Here is a 19,826-nt window from a genome sequence, read left to right as displayed (position 1 = left end):
GTCGATCATCTCGTCCGTCCGCGGGCGATGAAGCCGGCGTTGAGAAAGCCGGTTTCGATCTTGCCGTAGACGAAGGGCTTGCCGTCGAGACCCTCGAGAGACCCACCCGCGGCTTCGAGAATGGCCTGCCCCGCCGCGGTGTCCCACTCGCTGATCGGATCGAGCCGCGGATAGATGTCCGCCTGCCCGTCGGCAATGATGCAGAACTTGATGGACGAGCCGCGGTAGATGCATTCGGCGCCGGGCAGATCGGCGAGGTAGGCGCGCGTTGCGACATCGAGATGCTTGCGGCTCGCCACGGCGACGATGCGGTTCTCCTCCGGCACCCGACACCGCAGCGAACGCCGGCCTCGCAGCGCGCCGAGCGGCTCGCCCGGATCCAGCCAGCCGCCGAACGCCTCGCCGCCGCAGCCGACGTACAGCATCTCGAGGGCCGGCGCGTAGATGACCCCGAGCACCGGCCTGCGGTTCTCGATCAGCGCCAGGTTGACGGTAAACTCCGTGCGCCCCTCGATGAACTCCTTCGTGCCGTCGATCGGATCGACGACGATGAACGGCTGCGACGGATCGAAACCCGAGAGGTCCCGGCCGACGGACTCCTCGGCGATGAACGGGATCTCGCCCAAGAGGCCCCGTACGTGCGCCAGTATCTCGGCCTCCGACTCGCGGTCGGCGACGGTCACGGGGGACTGATCGGGCTTGGTCTCGACGGCGCAACCTTTCGCGCGGTGAGCGAGGACGATCGCGCCGGCGCGCGATACGGCCTCGGTGAACACGTTCAGGACCTCAGCCCTGGATCCGGGGCCGAGATCGAGCTTGACGGTCATTCCTGCTCCTTGCTTGCTGTCCGCCCATCGAACCGCCCCAGACCGTGCTCGTCAATGGCAACCGCCTTCACGAGCGCAAAAACCTGCTTGCCCGCCACGAGTCCCAGGTCCGAGATGGCATGGCGCGTGACATGGGCCGCGAGGCGGTCGCCGCCCTCGAGGTCGACCGTCACGACGCCGGCGGGGCCCGCTCCGGCGGTCACGGATGCGATGCGGCCTTCGAGCACGGTCCGCACGCTGAGGTGGCTTGGCCGCTCGGTGGCGAGCGTCACGTTGGCGCCCTGGACCGCGACGCGCACGGTGCCGCGTGCCCGGCCCATCAGCGCCGGGATCACGATCTCGCCTGCAGGATGGGCGATGACCGAGATGGCGAACTCGGGCATCTCGCGGATCACACGGCCGGACAGGAACGAGACCGTCTCCGGCCGATCGGGCGCTTCGTCCGCCACCTGCGAGGCGAAGACCTCCACGGGCGTGCCCTTGGCCACTACGCGGCCGCCGGCCAGCCGCACCACCTGGGTGGCGAGGCGGGCGACCTCCTCGACGGCATGGGAGACGTAGACGATCGGCAGTCCGAGATCGTCGCGCAGGCGCTCGATGAAGGGCAGGATCTCGTGCTTGCGCTCCGCGTCGAGCGACGCCAGCGGCTCGTCCATGACCAGGATGCGCGGCGCGGCGAGAAGCGCACGCCCGATGGCGACGCGCTGGCGCTCGCCGCCGGACAGCGTCAAAGGCCGCGCGGCCAAAAGGTGGCCGATGCCAAGCAGGTCCACGACCTCGTCAAAGACGACCCGGCCCGTCCCGCGAGGCGCGAAATAGCGCCCATAGGCGAGGTTCTGGCGCACGGTGAGATGGGGCAGAAGCTGGCCGTCCTGGAAGACGAGCCCGACGCGGCGGCGATGGGCAGGCTCCCAGAGGCCGGCTTCGGTATCGACCACGACGTGGTCGGCGACGACGATGCGGCCGCGATCCGGACGCTCGATGCCGGCGATCAGCCTGGCGATGGTCGTCTTGCCGGAGCCGGAGGGGCCGAACAGCGCCGTGCAGCCGCCCGGATAGGCGAAATCCGCCTCGAGCACGAAGCGGGAGCGGGACAGGCGGCACGAGAAGCTGATCATTCGAGGTGCGCCCTCGCCTGCCCCGAGCGGCGCACCACGATCTCAGAAACGATCAGCGCAGCGAACGCGATCGCGGCCGCAACCAGAGACAGGCGAAAGGCGCCCGCCTCGCCGCCCGGCGTCTGCGTGTAAGTGTAGATCGCCGCCGGGATGGTCTGCGTCTCGCCCGGAATGTTCGAGACGAAGGTGATGGTGGCGCCGAACTCGCCCAGCGCCTTGGCGAAGGCCAGCACCGTGCCGGCGGCGATGCCCGGTATCGCCAGCGGCAACGTCACCGTCGCGAAGACCCAGAGCGGAGAGGCGCCAAGCGTGGCCGCGGCCTCCTCGCTCCTGCGATCGATGGAGTCCATGGCGAGGCGAATGGCTCGCACCATCAGGGGAAAGCTCATGACGGCGGCGGCCAGCGCCGCGCCCGTCCAGCGGAATGACAGCACGATACCGAACGTCTGCTCGAGAAACATGCCCAAAGGGGCGCGGCGCCCGAAAAGGATCAGGAGCACGTAGCCGGTAACGACCGGCGGCAGGACAAGCGGCATATGGACCAGGCCATCGAGCAGGATCTTGCCCCGGAAGCGCGCCCGCGACAGCAGGTAGGCGACCGCGATGGCGACCGGCAGGCTCGCGACGACGGCGACGGTCGCCACCCGGAGCGACAGCCTGATGGCAACCATCTCTTCGGGCGTGATTGCCTCAAACATCCCTGCGCATCCGATGCGATCGACGAAAAGACGAGAGCGCGTTCGCGTTCCACTCAATCGAAAACCGCGCCTAAGCTTTCAATGAGACCTGCGGTTCACGCTTCGACGCGATGGGGTCGAAAACGGTCATGGTCCAGGCCGGCCCCGAGCGTTATAGCCAAACAGTATGGACGATCGCCATGGCAAATCGGCCGCGGCGGTCTGGGGCGCCCACGTCCGGCCGGTCAGTGCAGCGTCTCGCCGAGGGGGGCCAGCGCCGGCCCGCGCACGCGGGCCGTCTCGCAGGGCCGATACCCTTCCACGGTGCGGATCAGCACGGCGTCAATGGCGTCCCTGTCCCTGAAGTCGATCGCCTGCCTCAGACGGCGGAGCTCGCCCGCGAGCTCTTCCTTCGAGAGGCAAGGCTCGTCCGACTTGAAGATGCGCGGGTGCTCCGTCATCTGGGTGTGAGCGCCGATCAGCAACTCCTCGTAAAGCTTCTCGCCGGGACGCAATCCGATGTAGGCGATCTCGATATCGCCGTCAGGGTTCGTCTCGTCGCGAACCTCGAGGTTCGACAGGCGGACCATCAGGCGCGCCAGATCGGCGATGCGCACCGGTTCCCCCATGTGCAGCACGAAGACCTCGCCGCCGTGGGCCATGGCACCGGCCTGAATGACGAGCTCGGCCGCCTCGGGAATCGACATGAAGAAGCGCGTCACATCGGGATGCGTGACGGTTATCGGTCCGCCAGCCTCAATCTGCCGGCGGAACAGCGGCACGACGGAGCCGGAGCTTTCGAGGACGTTGCCGAAGCGAACCATCGTGAACACCGTGGACCCGCTCTCGTCGGCCGCCTCGGCCTGCAGCACCAGTTCCGCGAGCCGCTTGCTCGCTCCCATGACATTGGCAGGGCGCACGGCCTTGTCGGTGGACACGAGAACGAAGCGCTCGACACCATGCCTGCGTGCGCACTCGGCGGCGGTGACGGTGCCGAAAACATTGTTCTCGAGACCGGAGAACGGGTTCTGCTCGACGATCGGCACGTGCTTGTAAGCCGCGGCGTGATAGATGGTCTCGATGCCGTTCTCGACGATGATCCCATCGAGCAGGCGCGTGTCCGCCGTCGACCCCAGCACGATCCTTATGTCGGTGGATCCAGCCTCGGTCCCGCTTAGGCGCCGTGCGCCGAACCCCACGTCGTAGAGCGCGCTTTCCGAGATATCGAGCAACACGACGCGGCGCGGCGCGAGGGCCACGATCTGGCGGACGAGCTCGGAGCCGATCGAGCCGCCCGCGCCGGTCACGAGGACGGACTTGCCGGTGATATTGCGCTGCAGAAGGTCCTCGTCGGGCAGCACCGCATCGCGGCCCAGAATATCACCCACCTCGACGGCGCGCAGGCTGTTCAACCTGACGTGCCCCGACGAGACATCCTCGTAGGTCGGCAGTATCTTGACGGAGACCGGGAACCGCTCGAGCTCCTTTAGGACCTCCCGTCGCCGTCGGTCGGCGGGGAGCGCGACCAGGACCTCCCGGACCGCGTCCTCTTCGACAAAGCGGGACATCGAGCTCGGGGGATGCACCTTGAGGTCGCCTACATACTGGCGCCAGAGATCGGGCGACGAATCGACGAAGCCCAAGACGCGACGGTTCCGAGCCGCCCTGACCGCGCGCAACAGCGCAATGCCTTGCTCGCCAGCCCCATAGATCAGCGCCGCCGTCAGATGTCTCTTGGGGCCGACATCGACGAACGTGATGCCGCTGCTTTCGAGCATCAGCTTGATGATGAGGCGGAAGAGCAGGATCGCGGCGGCGCCGAGGACCGCGTAGATGACAATGGCCGATCGTGGAATGGCGTGCTGGCCGAGCATGAGGAGCGCGAGCGTCCAGAAAAGAACCGACAACCCGATGGCGGCCAGGATGCGGACATTGGCGCGCCGCCCGATGAAGCGCGTCACGCTCTTATAGATGCCGAAATACCAGAGGGTGGCCACCGTCAGGAGAGGACCGGAGACGGCCGCCGAGAGGAACCCGAGATCGGAGGGAACGAACGGCGTGAGATACCGCAACGACACGGCCACCCAAAGGACTGCCGTCAACAGCAGCATGTCCGCGACGGCGAGGATCGTGCGCTTTGCGTGGCGCGGCAGCGCCAGGAGCCCATCGCGGAGCCGCGCAAAGCTCTGTCGCATCCCCCCTGCTGTCTCGGCCAACCCCGACACTCCCTCCGCCTCTGAGCGGCGTCCCCTCAAGCTATGTTGCATTGCTCCAAGACAGAGCGTGGCATTATATATGCCAAACCCAGCGGACAACGCGTACGACGCCGTGGAATATTTGTTCACAATTTTTCAATAGCCGCGAGCCCGAACGAAAAGCTTGACATCTTATCGCCCCGGCGGCTTCGCTTTCAGGCTATAAGCATTTGTCATCTCGACGATTTCGATCTTGCCAGAACCTCCGGACATGCCCACCATCATCCCAGTCATCCTCTCCGGCGGCTCCGGGACCCGGCTGTGGCCGGTTTCGCGCGCCCGTTACCCCAAGCAGCTCATCCGCGGGCTCGTGACGCCCGGCGAAAGCCTGCTTGGCGCGACGCTCGCGCGCCTTCCCGCCGGTCGGGACGTTTCGCCTCCCCTCCTCATCTGCAACAACGCGCACCGTTTCCTTGTGAAGGAGGAGTGCGAGCGCGTCGGCGTCACGCCCTCCGCGATCCTCCTCGAGCCCATGGGCCGCAATACCGCGCCCGCGATCGCGATTGCGGCCCTCCACGCGGCGGCCAAAGACCCCTCGGCCGTCCTCGTCGTCATGCCATCGGACCATGTGATCCGGGATGGGGAGCGGTTTTGCGCGGAGGTGCAGCGCGCCGCGGAGGTCGCCCAGCGCGGAAACATCGTCCTGTTCGGCATCCGCCCGACCGAGGGGCACACCGGATACGGCTATATCCGACGGGGCGAGCCTCTCGCCGGCGACACCGGCGCCTTCGCCGTTGCGCGCTTTGCCGAGAAACCCGACCGCGAAACGGCGGAGACCTATGTCGCCAGCGGAGACTACCTCTGGAACAGCGGCATTTTCGTTTTCCGTGCCGATGTGATCCTGGGCGAGCTCGGCCGGCTCGCCCCCGAGGTTCTCGAGGCTGCCGAGCGCGCCATCGCGGGGGCCGTCGCCGATCTCGGCTTCCTGCGGCTCGACGCCGGCGCTTTCGCCGCCGCCCCCTCCGTTTCGGTCGACCATGCCGTCATGGAAAAAACCAAAGCGGCGGCCGTGATCCCGCTCGACATCGGGTGGAGCGACCTCGGCTCCTGGTCGGCGCTCTGGGATATCGCGCCCCGCGACGACGACGGCAACGTCGTGCGCGGCGACGCGTTCACCGAGGACACGCGCAACTGCTACATCCACAGCGAGCGGGCACTCGTCTCGACCATCGGTGTCGAGGATCTCGTGATCGTCGACATGCCCGATACCGTGCTGGTTGCCCACAAATCGCGCGCGCAGGACGTGTCGCGCATCGTCTCCCGCCTCAAGGCGGCCAACCGGACCGAGCACGAGCAGCACATCCGCACCCACCGGCCGTGGGGCTACTTCGAGACCCTCAACATCGGGCCGCGCTTCCAGGTCAAGCTGCTGCATGTGAAGCCTGGCGGCCTGCTCTCGCTGCAAATGCATCACCACCGCTCCGAGCACTGGGTCGTGGTCCAGGGCACGGCGAAAGTGACCGTGGACGGCCGGGAGAGCCTCGTTCAGGAGAACGAAAGCGTCTATATCGTCGCCACGCAATGGCATCGGCTGGAGAACCCCGGCAAGATCCCGCTCGAGCTCATCGAGGTGCAGGTCGGCGCCTATCTTGGCGAGGACGACATCATCCGCAGCGACGACGTCTATGCCCGCTCGCCCGAGGAGACCAAATAGCGACCCGGCCCTCGGCCGGCACCGCCGGGAGGGCTGCATTGGCAGAGAGGCGGGTTGCCGCTAAGAGAGGGTGGCCAACCCAAGCGAAGCGAGGCGCGCACCCCCGTGTCATTCAGCGACGGCCCGATCCTGCTCACGGGCGCTGCCGGTTTCATCGGCTTTCATCTCGCCCGTGCGCTCCTCGACCGGGGCGCGACCGTCATCGGCGTCGACAATCTCAACCCGTATTACGATCCGGCGCTCAAAACGGCGCGGCTCGACGTGCTCGCGGCGCAGCGGACGGGACGGTTCGCGTTCCATCAGATCGATCTTGCCGATCGCAGCGCCACGGCGGCGCTCTTCGCCGACACGCGGCCGGCCCTCGTCCTGCACATGGCGGCGCAGGCGGGTGTGCGCTACTCGCTCGAAGCCCCCGAGACCTATGTCGATTCCAATCTCGTCGCGTTCGGCAACGTTCTCGAAGGCTGCCGGCGCAACGCGGCGAGCCACCTCGTCTACGCCTCGTCGAGCTCGGTCTACGGCGCCAACACGCTGATGCCGTTCTCCGTGCACCACAACGTCGACCATCCGGTGAGCCTCTATGCGGCGACGAAGAAGGCCAACGAGCTTATGGCCCACTGCTACAGCCATCTCTACGGGATGCCGACGACGGGGCTGCGCTTCTTCACCGTCTACGGGCCCTGGGGGCGGCCCGACATGGCGCTCTTCAAGTTCACGCGCGCCATCCTCGCGGACGAGCCGATCGACGTCTACAACGACGGCCGCATGCGCCGCGATTTCACCTATATCGACGACGTGGTGGAAGCCGTTCTGCGGGTAGCTGAGCACGTCGCCGCGCCCGATCCCACGTGGTCGGGGCTTGCGCCGGATCCCGGAACCAGCAGCGCGCCCTATCGAGTGTACAACATCGGCAACTCGGAGCCCGTCGATCTCATGACGATGATCGCGACGCTCGAGACCGCGCTTGGAAAAGACGCCAAAAAACGGTGGCTCCCGATGCAGCCCGGCGACGTGCCCGACACATCCGCGGACGTGGACGATCTGGCGCGGGAGGTCGGCTACCGACCCAAGACGGCGCTTGCGGATGGTATTTCGCACTTCGTCGCCTGGTATCGTGCCTATTATCGCATTTAGAGCGTCGTTGTGTTTGTCCGAACCGAGCCGCGCACCGGGTTTTCGATGCGACCGGCGAGCGACGTTCGGACGAAGAACCAAGCGATCACGGTCCATCTCACGACTTCACCAGTGGATGAGCGGCGATGGAGGCCGCGGGCCCGATTCCCGCCGTCTTGACAGGGGTATCCGGGGGTGATCAGTAACCGTTATCCTCCGCACGTCCATCATCCACACGGTCGCGCGTCCTCCGACAAAGGCATTCCGGATGCGGCAAGAGCACCTATCGCAGGCCCTGGAACGAGCCCGTTCCATCGTCGACGAGGAAATCGACGCCATGCGGCTCCTGCGCGACAGCTTCGACGACAGCTTGATCGCGGCCGTCGGGCTCATTCAAGCCTGCCCGGGCCGGGTCATCGTGACGGGCGTCGGAAAGTCGGGCCACATCGGCGCCAAACTGGCTGCAACGTTCGCCTCAACCGGCACGCCATCCTTCTTCCTGCACGCGGCCGAAGCCTCCCATGGCGATCTCGGCATGATCACGGCGCAAGACGTCGTGCTCGCCATCTCGAACTCGGGCGCGACGAAGGAGCTTTTTCCGGTGCTCGAGTTCTGCGCCGCGAACGGCACCAAGGTCATCTGCATGACGGCGAACGAGCAAAGCCGGCTTGCGCAGCAATCCGACATCTGCCTTCGCCTCCCCAAGGTCAAGGAGGTCTGCCCCAACAATCTGGCGCCGACCTCGTCCGCCGTCATCACGCTGGCGGCAGGCCACGTGCTCGCGGTTCTGCTGATGGAGAAGCGGTCTTTCGTCGATTCCGACTTCGGCAAGCTGCACCCGGGTGGGAGGCTCGGGCTCCTGCTCTCCTCGGTGCGCCGATACACGGAAGAGTTCAAGGACACGGTGCCGGCGGTTGCTCCTCATGAATTGCTCGGCCACGTGGTGATCAAGCTTGCGGAAGGACAGCGGGGCTGCGTCGTCGTCATCGAGGACGGCACCAGACGCCTGCTCGGCCTCATCACCGAAGGCGACCTCAGGCGCGCCTTCGCGCCGGATATGTTCAACAAGACGGCGCAGGCGATCATGACCACGCGGCCGGTCACGGTCAGCGTCGAGGATCTGATGAGCACCGCCGTCTCGCTGATGAAGGAGCGGCGCATCGCCAACGTCGTCGTGGTCGACGGCGAGACGGTGGTCGACGTGCTGCACACCAAGGACCTGATGCAGCGCGGCTATATGTAAGCCATCACGGCGCACGAACAAAAAACCCCGGGCTTCAGGCCGGGGTTTTTCGAATTCGGTCTGCCGGTCGGCCTCTTCAGGCAGCAACAGGGGCGGCGAGCGCCAGGTCGATCTTCTCCTTCAGGACCTTCTCGTTGAACGGCTTGATGATGTAGCCGCTGACGCCTGCGCTCTTGGCGGCGTTGATATTGTCCTGCTTGGATTCGGCGGTGACGAGAATGAAGGGTGTCTTGCCCATCTGCGGGTCGGCGCGCACGACCTTCAGGAGCTCGTAGCCCGTCATGGGATCCATATTCCAGTCCGAGATGATGAGCCCGTACTGCTTGGCCTTGATCTTCTCCAGAGCCGCCGCGCCACTCGAGGCTTCATCGACATTCTCGAAGCCGATCTGCTTCAGAAGCTTGCGAATGATCCGCACCATGGTGCTGTAATCGTCGACAACGAGTACAGGCATGCTGTTCGCACTCATAACCCTTATCCCCTTCAACCCTTCGCGCACGCAGGCAACTCACCCTTTCGGGTCACGTGCGCCACGCGCTCTGTGTGCACGCAGAGTATGCGTGGCGATTGCTTGCGATAGTCTTAACTGGTTCTTTCTACGCATGACCGTGGCCGTACTTTTTTGGCGAGCGCCTCCGGAACACGGGTAACGGAATTGCAATCTCTGCCGATTAACGATGAGCGTCCCAAGGATTTTTGGGCGCTTCCGCGCGCAGACGAACCGAACACGTCGTGCACCGGGCCCGAGGCGCAGGCGAGGAAACACGCGAATGTCCGCACCCCTTGTCCGTGTTCTGGTCGTGGACGACTCGGCCTTCATGCGCGGCGTGCTGCCGCGGAAAATCGAATCCGATCCGCGTTTCAAAGTTGTCGGCACGGCCGTCGACGGGCGCGACGCCATCGAGAAGGCGCTGGCGCTCAAGCCGGACGTGGTGACGCTCGACATCGACATGCCGGTCATGAACGGCATCGACGCGCTGCGCGAGATCGTCCGGCAGACCACGGCCTCCGTGATCATGCTTTCGGCCAGAACGGAGCAAGGCGCGGAGATTACGCTCGAGGCGCTGGCGCTCGGCGCCGTCGACTTCATCCCGAAATCGCGCGGTGCGGAGGGTATCCACGAGACGCTCTGGGCCGCCGTCGAGGCCAAGAGCCAAAAGGCGCGCCGGGCAGCCCGGGCGCTCCCCGCCCGGCCGACCGGGCCGGCGCACGCGCCCGTTCCCGCGCGCGCCAACGCCAGGATCCGCGTCAACGCCAAGATCTGCATCATCGGCTCGAGCACCGGCGGACCGCAGGCGTTGCAAGCCGTGCTCTCCCAGCTTCCGGAGGCCCTGCCCGTCCCGGTGGTCATCGCCCAGCACATGCCGCCGAACTTCACCAAGGCGCTGGCGCAGAGGCTGAACGACACCTGCAAGCCCAGAGTCGTCGAAGCGGAAGACGGCATGGCGCTCGCCAGAGGCACCGTCTACATCTCGCCGGGCGGCCTGCAGACGCGCGTCACCGCGACCGAGATCAGGATCTCCTCCGATCATGGGGAGAGCCTCTACAAGCCCTCCGTCGACGTGCTCGCGGAAAGCGCACGCGGCGCCTTCGACAAGAACGTGCTCGGCGTCATGCTGACGGGGATGGGCGGCGACGGCGCGGCCGAGCTCACGAAGCTGCACAAGCTCGGCGCCTACAATATCTCCCAGGATCAGGCGTCCTGCGTCGTTTACGGCATGCCGCGCACGCTGGTCGAAGCGGGCGGCGCGGACGAGGTTCTGCCGCTCGACCAGATCGGCCAGCGCATCCGCACGGCACTCGGATGCTAGACACCCCCCGCGGCTCCCGCCGGATCGGACAAACCCTAGCCTAGTTCAGGTCCTCGGGGAGGCGCGGCATGGGCATGAAGGGGACGCCGTCCTCGGCAAGCTCCTTCACCTCGTCGGCCGACGCCTCGCCGTAGATGCCGCGCTGCTCGCTTTCGTTGAAGTGGATCTTGCGCGCTTCCTCCGCGAACCTGCCGCCGACGTACTCCGCCTTGGCATGGATCTCGTCGCGCACCTTGCGCAGGAACCGATAGTGCTCGGGCGAAGGGAGAGACGCGTTTAGAGGAGGCGCGGAGCCGCCTTCGGAAGGCCTGTCGCTTTCGCAAGACCGGTCGCTTCCGGCCCGCCTGGCGACGGCCGGGGCCATGATGGCCTTATCGACCCTGTGGCTCCCGCAATGGGGGCACTGGACATGGGACCGGGCGATCTGCGCTTCGCAAGCGGTGCCGCTTTTGAACCAGGCTTCGAACTCGTGGCCCTCATGGCAGATGAGGCTGAACTTGATCATGACGCGACCTCTTGGGCGGCCTTTCCATCCGCCTCGATCGTGAATGTGCGGTCGTGCCGCAAGGATGGTACGCGCGAACGGACATCCCCGATCATCGACAAGTCTACGTCGGCAAAAATGACCGAGGGGTGAACGCCCCCCTCCGCGAGGACCTGGCCCCACGGCGAGACGACCAGGCTGTGGCCGAACGTCTCGCGGCCGTGCTCGTGCTGCCCGCTCTGGGCGGCGGCGAAGACAAAGCACTGGGCCTCGATGGCGCGCGCGCGCAGCAACGTCACCCAGTGGGCCTCGCCCGTGAGGCGCGTGAACGCCGCCGGCACCGCCAGGAACGAGGCGCCGGCCTGGGCGAGCGCGCGATAGAGATAGGGAAAACGCAGATCGTAGCAGATCGAGAAACCCAGCCCGCCCCAGGGGAGCGCCGCGACCACCGCCTTCGTGCCCGGCGTATAGCTCGCGCTCTCGCGGTAGACCTCGCCGTTGGGGAGGTCCACGTCGAACATATGGATCTTGTCGTAACGGGCCGCCACCTCGCCCTTGGGCGAGATGAGGAAGGACCGGTTGGCGAGCTTGTCGGGGCTCGCCTTGACCACCATCGAGCCGATGTGCAGCCAGATCGCAAGCTCGCGCGCCAGCTCCGAGAGCTCTCCGAGGGCGGCATTGGCGCTCTCGGGCTCGGCGAGCGCGGACAGCCGCTCGCGGTCGACCTCCATCAGCGTCGTCATCTCGGGTGTCTGCACGTAGCTTGCGCCGCCGTCCGCCGCTTCGCGGACCAAGGCGGCGGCGTCGCGGAGGTTGCGCGCGATATCGCGCCCCGAGCACATCTGGACCAGCCCTACGCGCAACGATCCTGACGAAAAGACCCTGGACATGCGCGATCAGCTGTCCGCGCCCAGGAGAGGGTCGAGCTTGCCGTTGCGCTCGAGCGACATCAGATCGTCGCAGCCGCCGACGTGATGCTCGCCGATCCAGATCTGGGGCACCGTGCGCCGGCCGCCGGCCCTGGTGCTCATCTCGGCGCGCAACGCCGCCTTGCCGGTGACGTCCACCTCCTCGAAGGCCACGCACTTGGCGCGCAGCAACTCCTTCGCCATATGGCAATAGGGGCAAAGGATCGTGGTGTAGATCGTGACTTTGGCCATGTCTCCCCAGGTCCTCGACGGATCGTTCCGCAATGGAAATGTAGCGGCACGCCCGGCCGCTGCAAAGCGGAACGACGCCTTCACAAAGATTTGCGGCATTTTTCCAGTCTCGACCGCCGCCTCAGGCCGGAATGAGGCCCCGGTCGGTCACGAGGGCGAGCGCCAGCACGTCGACCCGCTCGGCGCCAGCCCGGCGGAGCGCGCGGGCACAGGCGCCGACCGTCGATCCGGTGGTGATCACGTCATCGACGACCAGGATCCTGCGCCCCTTGGCGCGCACGGCGAGACGGGCGGGGACAGCGAATGCACCGGACACGTTGCGCTCGCGCTGCCCGCGCGAGAGCCCGACCTGGCTTGCGGTCGCGCGCGTGCGCTCGAGGAGCAGCGGCTCGTAGCGGAGACCCGTGAGGCGCGCGACCTCGCCGGCGAGAAGGGCTGCCTGGTTGAAGCGTCGCGCCAAGAGCCGCCGGCGTGCCAGGGGGACCGGAACCACGATCTCGGCCTCCGCCATGAGATCGCGCCCTGCCGCGACGAGCCATTTGCCGAGCAGGCAGCGGACATCGTGGCGGTCGTGGAACTTCAAGGCATGAACCAGCATCCGCATGGACCCCGCGTAGGCGGCGACGGCGCGGGCGCGGTCATAGGGCGGAGGATCGGCCGCGGCGGCCGCCGAGATCATCGTGCCACCCGTGTCGTAGGGCAGCGGGATGCCGAGCCGGTCGCACAGCGGCGGACGGATGAAATCGATCTCGCGCCAGCAGCGGGCGCAGAGTGCATCGTGGCCGACGATGGGAGCCCGGCAGACCAGGCACACGGGCGGCATGACGACGTCCGACAGTGCGCTGAAGGCCCGGCGGAGCAGGCCTCTCTCCCCGGCCGGCGCCGGCGGATCGGTGCCCTCGTCTCCGCTTCCTGCGGCCACGGCAAGACCTCCCTCGGCCGCGTTTCGCCATGCTAAGCTGGATCAAGACTACCATGGCCGGCGCGGCGCAACGAAGAGCCTCCACATCCCGAATGTCCGAACCCCGTCCCATCTTCGACAGCACGTTGCTCACGGCCCGGCGAAACCGGGCGGCGGGCGCGGCCGCAGCGCACGGCTTCCTGCTCGAGCGCGTGGCGGACGACCTTGCGGAACGGCTCGCCATAGTGCGGCGCGAGTTCGGCACGGCCGTCGACCTCGGCTGCCATCACGGCGTGCTCGGGCGGCGGATCGGAGCGCTGCCCAACATCGGCCAACTGGTCTCGCTCGATCCGGCCCTGCGCCTCCTTGCGGACGCGCCTGCCCCGCGCGTCCTGGCAGGGCTCGACGCGCTTCCCTTCGCGCCGGCCTCCCTCGATCTCGTCGTCTCCGGGCTTTCGCTGCATCTCGTCGACGACCTGCCGGGGGTACTGATCCAGATCCGGCACGCCTTGAAGCCGGATGGGCTCCTTATCGCCGCATTGCTCGGCGGGCGCACGTTGCAGGAGCTGCGCGCAGCGTGGCTTGCGGCCGAGGACGAGGTGCTGTCGGGCGCCTCGCCGCGCGTGGCCCCGTTCGCCGACGTGCGCGATCTGGGCGGGCTTCTGCAGCGGGCCGGATTTGCGCTTCCGGTCGTCGATTCCGATACGGTTAGCGTGACCTATGCCGATCCGATCGCACTGATGCGCGACCTCAAGGGCATGGGGGCCTCCAACATGCTGGCGGAGCGGCGGCGCGTGCCGGTGACGCGCGGGCTCCTGATGCGGGCCGCCGAGATCTATGCCGAACGCTTCGCGCTCGGCGACGGACGCGTGCCGGCCACCTTCGAGATCCTGACGCTGACGGCCTGGGCGCCGCACGAGAGCCAGCAGAAGCCGCTCAAACCGGGCTCGGCACAGGTCCGCCTCGCCGAGGCCCTGGGGGTTCCGGAGCGGAAGCTTTAGCGTTCGCCCAACGGACCTTCGCCCGGAGCGGCTTCAAAGCCGGCGCACCATGAAGCGGGCGTCGGCGTCGTAGGTCAGGAGATTCGTGGCAAGCCCGGGCGCTTCGGTGACCTCGAAGCCGAAGCGGCGCCAGAACGGCACCGAGTTGTTCACGGCGACCAGAGACAGGTTCGGAGCGGCAATCCGTTCCGCCTCGGCGACGATCGCCGTGACGATGGCGGCGGCCGCTCCCGCGCCGCGCGCCTCGGGCAGCAGCGCGACGTCGTGGATGTAATAGGTCGTCGGCCGATCGGGCAGCGCGCCAAGCCGGGCGTTGAGCGCGGGCGGAGCCGCATAGCGCCACGGATGGGTGAGCGTGTAGGCCATGGGGCGGCCGTCACGCTCGAAAAGCGCGCAGCCGGCCGGATAGAGGCTGAGGCGCTCCGCAATCGTCTGGGCGTCCTCGGGGTAGGCGACGTGGACGACGTCGGCGATGGCCACCACCGCCGCGAGATCGGCCTCCCTCGCCGGCCGCCAGACACCGTGCTTGAGCGCCACGCGCACGCCGGCCCCCTATCCCAAAAGATCGCGGAGCCAGGGGACGAGCGGCGTATCGGCGGGCGGCATCGGATAGTCGGCGAGCCGCTTGGCGCGCACCCAGGCGATCTCCTGCCCCTCGCGCGGCTCCACCTCGCCGTCCCAGTTGCGGCATAGGAAGAGCGGCATCAGGAGGTGGAAATCCTTGTACGTGTGGCTCGCGAACGTGAAGGGCGCAAGGCAGGTCTCGCACACGTCGATGCCGAGCTCCTCGCCGAGCTCGCGGCGCAGCGCCGCCTCCGGCGTCTCGCCGCGGTCGATCTTGCCGCCCGGAAACTCCCACAGGCCGGCCAGCGTCTTGCCCTCGGGCCGCTTGCAGATGAGGACACGGTTGTCCGGGTCGACGAGCGCGGCGGCGGCAACGAGAAGGATCGGCTTGGTCATGAGGGAATGGGGACCTTGTGGGAGCGGAACGGCCGCTTGTCCTTGGCGCGCCACCGGCCAGAAAACCGAGGAAACCGGGTATCCGTCTTTCCGGCGGCGCTCTATAGGAAGGGCCATGGCAGGACGGGACATGGCAGCGTCTTCGGCACTTCTTTCGCTTGGACACTATGCGCCCGAGCGGCGAGTGACAAATGCAGAAATCGAGGCGCGGCTCGGCCTCGAGCCGGGCTGGACGGAGCGGCGCACGGGGATCGTCGAGCGGCGCTTCGCGGCGCCGGAGGAGGCCCTGTCGGACCTCGCCCTCAAGGCCGGCGAGATGGCGCTCGAAAGGGCCGGCCTCGACCGGCGCACGATCGGCCTTCTCGTGCTCGCCACCTCGACGCCCGATCATCTGCTGCCCCCCACCGCGCCGCTGGTCGCGCACCGGCTCGGCGCGACGGGGGCCGGCGCCATCGACATGGCGGGCGCGTGCGGAGGCTTTCTCTATGCGCTGGCCTTCGCCGACGGGTTCGTGCGCCAGGCCCGGGCGCCCGCGCTGGTGATCGCGGCCAACATCCTTTCGCGGCGGCTCAATCTCGACGACCCGGTGAGCGCGGTGCTGTTCGGAGACGGCGCGGGGGCGGCGCTGCTCGTCCCCTCCGATCGGGCGACGGCCGGCGTGCGGGGACTGCACCTCACGAGCGACGGCGCGGCTTACGACCTGATCCAGATTCCGGCCGGCGGCAGCCGCCAGCCGTTCGTGGACGGGCTCGGGCCCGACGCGGGCCTCATGCAGATCCGCGACGGGCGGGCCGTGTTCACGCGCGCGGTCAAGATCATGACGGATGCGTCGCAGAGGGCGCTCGCACGGGCGGGGCTCGCCATCGCGGAGATCGACCACTTCGTGCCGCATCAGGCCAACGCGCGCATCATCGGGGCGGCGCAGCGGCAGCTCGGCGTGCCGGACGGGAAGCTGCTGTCATCGGTTGCGCTGTTCGCCAACAGCTCGGCGGCGACCATTCCGCTCACGCTGTCGCTTGCAGCCGAGCGACGGCCGTTCCCGCCGGGCGCGCGCCTCCTGATGTCGGCGGCAGGGGCCGGACTGACCGGTGGCGCGATGGTGTTCGAGGTTTAGAGTGCGTTTGTCGCTATGGAAAAGAAACCGCGCTCGCCGCGTTGACAAGCACGAAAGCGTTCGATGAGATCGACGAATGACGCTTCGGACGGATCGGTCCGAAGCGATCAGGGTCTACGCTCAGATGAGCAAACCGGCTCGCCCAATGCCGGCAAGCGCGCGCCTAGCGACACCCGGAAGCGATTATCCCTCGATGGACCGCATCAGGGACCGCACGGCCCCGACGCCACATCGCGGCGCTACATCGTATTGAGGAGGACGAAGAGTCCAACACCAACGGCCGGACCCAGCAAGGTGGCCGCAACCAACATCAGAAACGATCTGCCAAGCATGACTCTACAAACCCCGCACTCAACGCACTCACCCGCGAAGCCGTCCACCCTTCGCCGGTGTCCTGTCGTTTCGCGAGGACCCCTCACCCGCGAAACTCAGGCATAATACAATAAGAAGCTTATTTCTTCACGGGTTATTCCCAATTTGGCCACAAAGTCGTTTTGCCGGCGCGAGCTGGAGCTGCCGCAATGCAAAACCGGTCCGCCGTTGATTTGCGTTTTCATTTCTTGCTCAAAGACTTCGTCCGTAACATCCCGCAAAACGCAGACACAACTTAACCATACCTCAGGGCGCACGATTCCGGCCGGACGCGCCATGTCAACGCCTTTTTGTTGCGTATTAGCCACAGATCTTTTCTGGGGGCAGTGGCAGACTCCGACCTATCCCCGCCGCGCCGTCCAGGTTCGCAGCGCGTCGAACAGACGGAGCTGGCGCTCGTCCTGCCCCTTGGTCTCATGGGCCAACTGCTCGATGCGATCGAAGGGCACCTGCTCGGCCTCGATCAGCGAGCGCTGCGCCTTCATCGCGCGCACCAAGCCTTCCTGCACGAGATGGAACTCGCCGACGGTCTGCCCGGGGAGCACGGCCGCGGGATCGAGACCGCTCTCGCTCTGGAAGGCGGCCTTGAGCTTCCTCAATGCGGTGTCCTCGCGCACGCGGCCGATGAACCAGCTCGTGATCTGGTCGCGGCTCTTGTAATCGAGGTCGCCCGGCGACTGCGTGGCGAGCATCAGGCCGAGGCCGGCCGAGCGGGCGCGCTTCAAGAGGCTCTGCAGCGGCTCCGCCGTCGCCGGCTTGGCATTGGCGGGGATGTAGAGATCCGCCTCGTCGAACATGACGACGGCCTGCAGCTCCTCGTTCGGGTTGCGCTGGCAGAAGCGCAGCGCTTCCGACAGGAACTGCGAGACCCAGAACAGGATGTTCTCGTTGTCGCCGAGGAAGCCCGTGTAGATGACCGAGAGCCGCGTCCGACCGTCGCGCGCGTAGGGGCCGAGGCCGAGCAGGCTTTCCATCTGCAGGCTCTCGCCGCCGCCCTCGAACAAGGCCGCGTTGCGGTGGCGCAAGCTGTCGAGCTGAGCGACGAGGTCGCGGCGGATGCGGCCCGAGGGGTCCATGCGCTGCGTCAGATCCGTCAGCTCGGGATCCTCGTCCTCGAGCAGATTGATGAGATCGCCCAGCGTCACCTCGCGGCTGTGGCGCGAGCCCAGGATGCGGAGCGCGACCGACAGCGTTCCCGACTGCTTCTGGTGCGTCGCCGAGTTCTTCAGATGCAGCATGTCGCCGAGGGCTGCGGCCGACAGGTTGGCCAGAAGCTGCTGCTCGTGGTCGGGAAGCTCGTTGATGCCGTTCGGCAGAAGCGTGATCGAGATCGGCCGGCCCGACGAGCGGCCCGGCGTATAGACGGCGACGTCGATCGCATCGGCCAGGCGCTCGCGTTCGCCGCGCTGCTCGGTGTACTCGTCGTCGTTGGCGCGCCAGACGTCCGGATTGGCGTAGCTGCAGAGGTCGCCCTTGCGGTCGATCAGGACGGCCGGAATGCCCTTGAGAAGAAGCTGCTCGATGAGGCACAGCGCCAACGTCGTCTTACCGGAGCCCGAGCCGCCGAGCACCGCCGCGTGACGCTTCAGCACGTTCATGTTGAGGCTCACCGGCTTCGCGCCGCGGCCGATCTCGCGTCCGGCGAGAATGCTGCTGCCGTGGGTTCCGGTCTCGTCGAGGATGACGGAGAGCGGCAGCTCGTCGTCGTTGGCGGGCAAGGGCTCGGCGGCCGTCTCGCCGAGCGACCACGGCGGCGGCAACGCCGGATCCGGCAGGCGGGCCGCCGTTGCGGGCGGAGAGGCGCCGGCGGGCACCTCCTCAGCCACCTCGACCTCGCGGACGCTGCGCGGCAACGCACGGCCCAAGAGGTCGAGCCTCAGGATGTTGATGATCGAGATGATGTTCGAGAGCAGCTTTGCGTCCTCGAACCAGGCCTGGAAGCCGCGGTCGTTCTTGTAGTGCGCCTGGAACTCGCGCACCATCATCATGCGCTCCCATTCCGGGATCGGGATCGTGAACAGGCGGCCGCCGCCCTCGCGGAACTTGCGGAACGCCTGGGCGGTCTGGTTCTTCTTGTTCGGCGGATAATCGCTCGCGCGCAGCATGACGCAGGTCTTGCCCGCGGTCATGGGCAGGACCTTGTCGAGCTGGCGCTTCAAGCCCCCGCCCTGCGTCGGGCGGTTGCAGAGGAAGACGCGCAGGTCGCTCATGTGGCCGGACTTGTGGCTCACGCGGACGTCGATGCCGGGCACCTCGTCGGAGACCTCGAGGCGGCCGACGGCGAGCTTGACGGCGCTGCCCCATTCCTCCTTGGCGAGGGCGAGGGCGGATGCGAACACGTCCATCAGCTCGTTCTCGTCGGAGGGGATCTCGGCCTCGGAGGCGGACTGGAAGCGCTCCCAGGCGTCGCGATAGTCGACTGAGGGAGCGAGCGGGCGGGGCGTGTCGCCAGCATCCCCCGAGCCGAAGATGCCGCCGAGCACGGAGGCAAGCGTGGAGGTCCACGAGCCGCCCGCGTCCGCTGTCGGCCCATCCTCGGCTTCTGGCGCCGCCTTGTCGCGCAGGCGGCTCTGGGCGTGCTCGAGAAGACGGCGCGTCGAGAGGCCGCCGAACTCCTCGAAGAAGTCGGGGCCGAAGTACTGCGCCGGATCCGGGAAGCCGAGGCCCGCGCCGCTTTCGGCCATGTGCTCGAGGCGCCTGGCGATGATCAGGCGCGCCTCCTCCGGCGTGCGCGTCTCCAAGAGCGGCACGGGGCCCGACTTCTCGATGCGGTCGACATAGGACTGAGCGAGGACACCGCGCACCTGGCCGTAGAAATCCTCGAGGCACGAGATGATGATGATGGCGTTGGGCAGGCGGTTGGCGATCTGGATCAGGTCGCGCGCGGCCTTCTGGAAACGCTCCTCGGCGTCGTCGAAGAAGCGCAGGTCCTCCACCTGGTCGATAGAGAAGACGAGGGCGGCGCGCTCCACCGTCCACATCAGCGTGCCGAGCGCGGTGATGATGTCGAAGGCGCGGTCCTCGCCCGTGTTGGGGTCGAGGGCGGCCACGGCCTGGTGCGCAAGCGCGGTGAGCGGGCGCCCGAACAGGTACTGGCGGACGCGCTGGTCGATGCGCGGGTCCTTGCGCTCGAGGT

19 protein-coding genes are annotated in these 19,826 nt (G+C 67.2%); 6 read left to right on the top strand and 13 right to left on the bottom strand.

The window, feature by feature from the left end:
• Positions 1-5 precede the first annotated feature (5 nt).
• The 4 genes from V7082_RS00095 to V7082_RS00080 all read right to left on the bottom strand — a co-directional run bounded on the left by V7082_RS00095 (position 6) and on the right by V7082_RS00080 (position 4,838).
• On the bottom strand, positions 6-827 hold the full coding sequence (locus tag V7082_RS00095) for a 3'(2'),5'-bisphosphate nucleotidase CysQ family protein (protein ID WP_334145299.1): 822 nt from the start codon (positions 825-827) through the stop codon (positions 6-8).
• Positions 824-1,945, bottom strand: a complete 1,122-nt coding sequence (modC, locus tag V7082_RS00090; RefSeq protein WP_334145297.1) for a molybdenum ABC transporter ATP-binding protein — start codon at positions 1,943-1,945, stop codon at positions 824-826. The genes V7082_RS00095 and modC overlap by 4 nt, the downstream gene beginning before the upstream one ends.
• Complete coding sequence (gene modB / locus V7082_RS00085; protein WP_334145296.1) at positions 1,942-2,643, bottom strand: molybdate ABC transporter permease subunit; 702 nt, start codon at positions 2,641-2,643, stop codon at positions 1,942-1,944. Before modB ends, modC begins: the two co-directional genes overlap by 4 nt.
• A 224-nt stretch (positions 2,644-2,867) precedes the next feature.
• Entirely contained in the window at positions 2,868-4,838 is a 1,971-nt protein-coding gene (locus tag V7082_RS00080) for a polysaccharide biosynthesis protein (RefSeq protein WP_334145295.1), read from the bottom strand.
• A 250-nt stretch (positions 4,839-5,088) separates the two neighbouring features.
• Between V7082_RS00080 and V7082_RS00075 the strand changes: the two genes are divergently transcribed.
• The 3 genes from V7082_RS00075 to V7082_RS00065 all read left to right on the top strand — a co-directional run bounded on the left by V7082_RS00075 (position 5,089) and on the right by V7082_RS00065 (position 8,887).
• Positions 5,089-6,531, top strand: a complete 1,443-nt coding sequence (locus V7082_RS00075; protein ID WP_334145294.1) for a mannose-1-phosphate guanylyltransferase/mannose-6-phosphate isomerase — start codon at positions 5,089-5,091, stop codon at positions 6,529-6,531.
• A gap of 105 nt (positions 6,532-6,636) precedes the next feature.
• Positions 6,637-7,665: an NAD-dependent epimerase gene (locus V7082_RS00070; protein WP_334145293.1), complete on the top strand. Its 1,029-nt coding sequence runs from the start codon at positions 6,637-6,639 to the stop codon at positions 7,663-7,665.
• A 247-nt stretch (positions 7,666-7,912) separates the two neighbouring features.
• Positions 7,913-8,887, top strand: a complete 975-nt coding sequence (locus V7082_RS00065; RefSeq protein ID WP_334145291.1) for a KpsF/GutQ family sugar-phosphate isomerase — start codon at positions 7,913-7,915, stop codon at positions 8,885-8,887.
• A gap of 76 nt (positions 8,888-8,963) precedes the next feature.
• Here the strand turns inward: V7082_RS00065 and V7082_RS00060 are convergent, their stop codons facing one another.
• Positions 8,964-9,356: a response regulator gene (locus tag V7082_RS00060; RefSeq protein ID WP_334145290.1), complete on the bottom strand. Its 393-nt coding sequence runs from the start codon at positions 9,354-9,356 to the stop codon at positions 8,964-8,966.
• A gap of 301 nt (positions 9,357-9,657) precedes the next feature.
• Between V7082_RS00060 and V7082_RS00055 the strand changes: the two genes are divergently transcribed.
• Complete coding sequence (locus V7082_RS00055; protein ID WP_334145289.1) at positions 9,658-10,698, top strand: protein-glutamate methylesterase/protein-glutamine glutaminase; 1,041 nt, start codon at positions 9,658-9,660, stop codon at positions 10,696-10,698.
• A gap of 40 nt (positions 10,699-10,738) precedes the next feature.
• Here the strand turns inward: V7082_RS00055 and V7082_RS00050 are convergent, their stop codons facing one another.
• The 4 genes from V7082_RS00050 to V7082_RS00035 all read right to left on the bottom strand — a co-directional run bounded on the left by V7082_RS00050 (position 10,739) and on the right by V7082_RS00035 (position 13,264).
• Positions 10,739-11,203 carry a DUF1178 family protein gene (locus V7082_RS00050; RefSeq protein WP_334145287.1) on the bottom strand — a complete coding sequence of 155 codons (465 nt, stop codon included), beginning with the start codon at positions 11,201-11,203 and terminating at the stop codon, positions 10,739-10,741.
• Positions 11,200-12,072, bottom strand: a complete 873-nt coding sequence (locus tag V7082_RS00045) for a carbon-nitrogen hydrolase family protein (protein WP_334145286.1) — start codon at positions 12,070-12,072, stop codon at positions 11,200-11,202. The genes V7082_RS00050 and V7082_RS00045 overlap by 4 nt, the downstream gene beginning before the upstream one ends.
• Positions 12,073-12,078: 6 nt before the next feature.
• Positions 12,079-12,342, bottom strand: coding sequence for a glutaredoxin 3 (gene grxC / locus V7082_RS00040; RefSeq protein WP_334145284.1), 264 nt, complete (start codon positions 12,340-12,342; stop codon positions 12,079-12,081).
• A 121-nt stretch (positions 12,343-12,463) separates the two neighbouring features.
• Entirely contained in the window at positions 12,464-13,264 is an 801-nt protein-coding gene (locus V7082_RS00035; protein WP_334145282.1) for a ComF family protein, read from the bottom strand.
• Positions 13,265-13,356: 92 nt separating this feature from the next.
• Between V7082_RS00035 and V7082_RS00030 the strand changes: the two genes are divergently transcribed.
• Complete coding sequence (locus tag V7082_RS00030; RefSeq protein WP_334145281.1) at positions 13,357-14,244, top strand: methyltransferase domain-containing protein; 888 nt, start codon at positions 13,357-13,359, stop codon at positions 14,242-14,244.
• Between the two features lie 33 nt (positions 14,245-14,277).
• Here V7082_RS00030 and V7082_RS00025 read toward each other — a convergent pair whose 3' ends face one another.
• Complete coding sequence (locus V7082_RS00025; RefSeq protein ID WP_334145279.1) at positions 14,278-14,781, bottom strand: GNAT family N-acetyltransferase; 504 nt, start codon at positions 14,779-14,781, stop codon at positions 14,278-14,280.
• A gap of 15 nt (positions 14,782-14,796) precedes the next feature.
• Positions 14,797-15,204, bottom strand: a complete 408-nt coding sequence (gene mutT / locus V7082_RS00020) for an 8-oxo-dGTP diphosphatase MutT (protein ID WP_334145278.1) — start codon at positions 15,202-15,204, stop codon at positions 14,797-14,799.
• A gap of 130 nt (positions 15,205-15,334) precedes the next feature.
• Between mutT and V7082_RS00015 the strand changes: the two genes are divergently transcribed.
• Positions 15,335-16,318 carry a beta-ketoacyl-ACP synthase III gene (locus tag V7082_RS00015; RefSeq protein WP_334145277.1) on the top strand — a complete coding sequence of 328 codons (984 nt, stop codon included), beginning with the start codon at positions 15,335-15,337 and terminating at the stop codon, positions 16,316-16,318.
• A 428-nt stretch (positions 16,319-16,746) separates the two neighbouring features.
• On the opposite strand, the gene V7082_RS00010 is transcribed toward V7082_RS00015, so the two are convergent.
• Together V7082_RS00010 and V7082_RS00005 are read right to left on the bottom strand one after the other, a co-directional pair.
• Entirely contained in the window at positions 16,747-16,998 is a 252-nt protein-coding gene (locus V7082_RS00010; RefSeq protein ID WP_334145275.1) for a hypothetical protein, read from the bottom strand.
• Between the two features lie 33 nt (positions 16,999-17,031).
• The coding region (locus V7082_RS00005; RefSeq protein WP_334145273.1) for an ATP-binding protein at positions 17,032-19,826 on the bottom strand (2,795 nt) is incomplete at its 5' end.

This window comes from Hyphomicrobium sp., from assembly GCF_036833075.1.
Lineage (GTDB): Bacteria > Pseudomonadota > Alphaproteobacteria > Rhizobiales > Hyphomicrobiaceae > Hyphomicrobium_C.
This window is presented reverse-complemented; position numbering and strand designations above follow the sequence as displayed.

Bases quoted from the DNA above. Each gene is read 5' to 3' on its own strand.
- V7082_RS00095 (WP_334145299.1), bottom strand. From the start codon at position 827: ATGACCGTCAAGCTCGATCTCGGCCCCGGATCCAGGGCTGAGGTCCTG.
- modC (WP_334145297.1), bottom strand. From the start codon at position 1,945: ATGATCAGCTTCTCGTGCCGCCTGTCCCGCTCCCGCTTCGTGCTCGAG.
- modB (WP_334145296.1), bottom strand. From the start codon at position 2,643: ATGTTTGAGGCAATCACGCCCGAAGAGATGGTTGCCATCAGGCTGTCG.
- V7082_RS00075 (WP_334145294.1), top strand. From the start codon at position 5,089: ATGCCCACCATCATCCCAGTCATCCTCTCCGGCGGCTCCGGGACCCGG.
- V7082_RS00065 (WP_334145291.1), top strand. From the start codon at position 7,913: ATGCGGCAAGAGCACCTATCGCAGGCCCTGGAACGAGCCCGTTCCATC.
- V7082_RS00060 (WP_334145290.1), bottom strand. From the start codon at position 9,356: ATGAGTGCGAACAGCATGCCTGTACTCGTTGTCGACGATTACAGCACC.
- V7082_RS00055 (WP_334145289.1), top strand. From the start codon at position 9,658: ATGTCCGCACCCCTTGTCCGTGTTCTGGTCGTGGACGACTCGGCCTTC.
- V7082_RS00050 (WP_334145287.1), bottom strand. From the start codon at position 11,203: ATGATCAAGTTCAGCCTCATCTGCCATGAGGGCCACGAGTTCGAAGCC.
- V7082_RS00045 (WP_334145286.1), bottom strand. From the start codon at position 12,072: ATGTCCAGGGTCTTTTCGTCAGGATCGTTGCGCGTAGGGCTGGTCCAG.
- grxC (WP_334145284.1), bottom strand. From the start codon at position 12,342: ATGGCCAAAGTCACGATCTACACCACGATCCTTTGCCCCTATTGCCAT.
- V7082_RS00030 (WP_334145281.1), top strand. From the start codon at position 13,357: ATGTCCGAACCCCGTCCCATCTTCGACAGCACGTTGCTCACGGCCCGG.
- mutT (WP_334145278.1), bottom strand. From the start codon at position 15,204: ATGACCAAGCCGATCCTTCTCGTTGCCGCCGCCGCGCTCGTCGACCCG.
- V7082_RS00015 (WP_334145277.1), top strand. From the start codon at position 15,335: ATGGCAGCGTCTTCGGCACTTCTTTCGCTTGGACACTATGCGCCCGAG.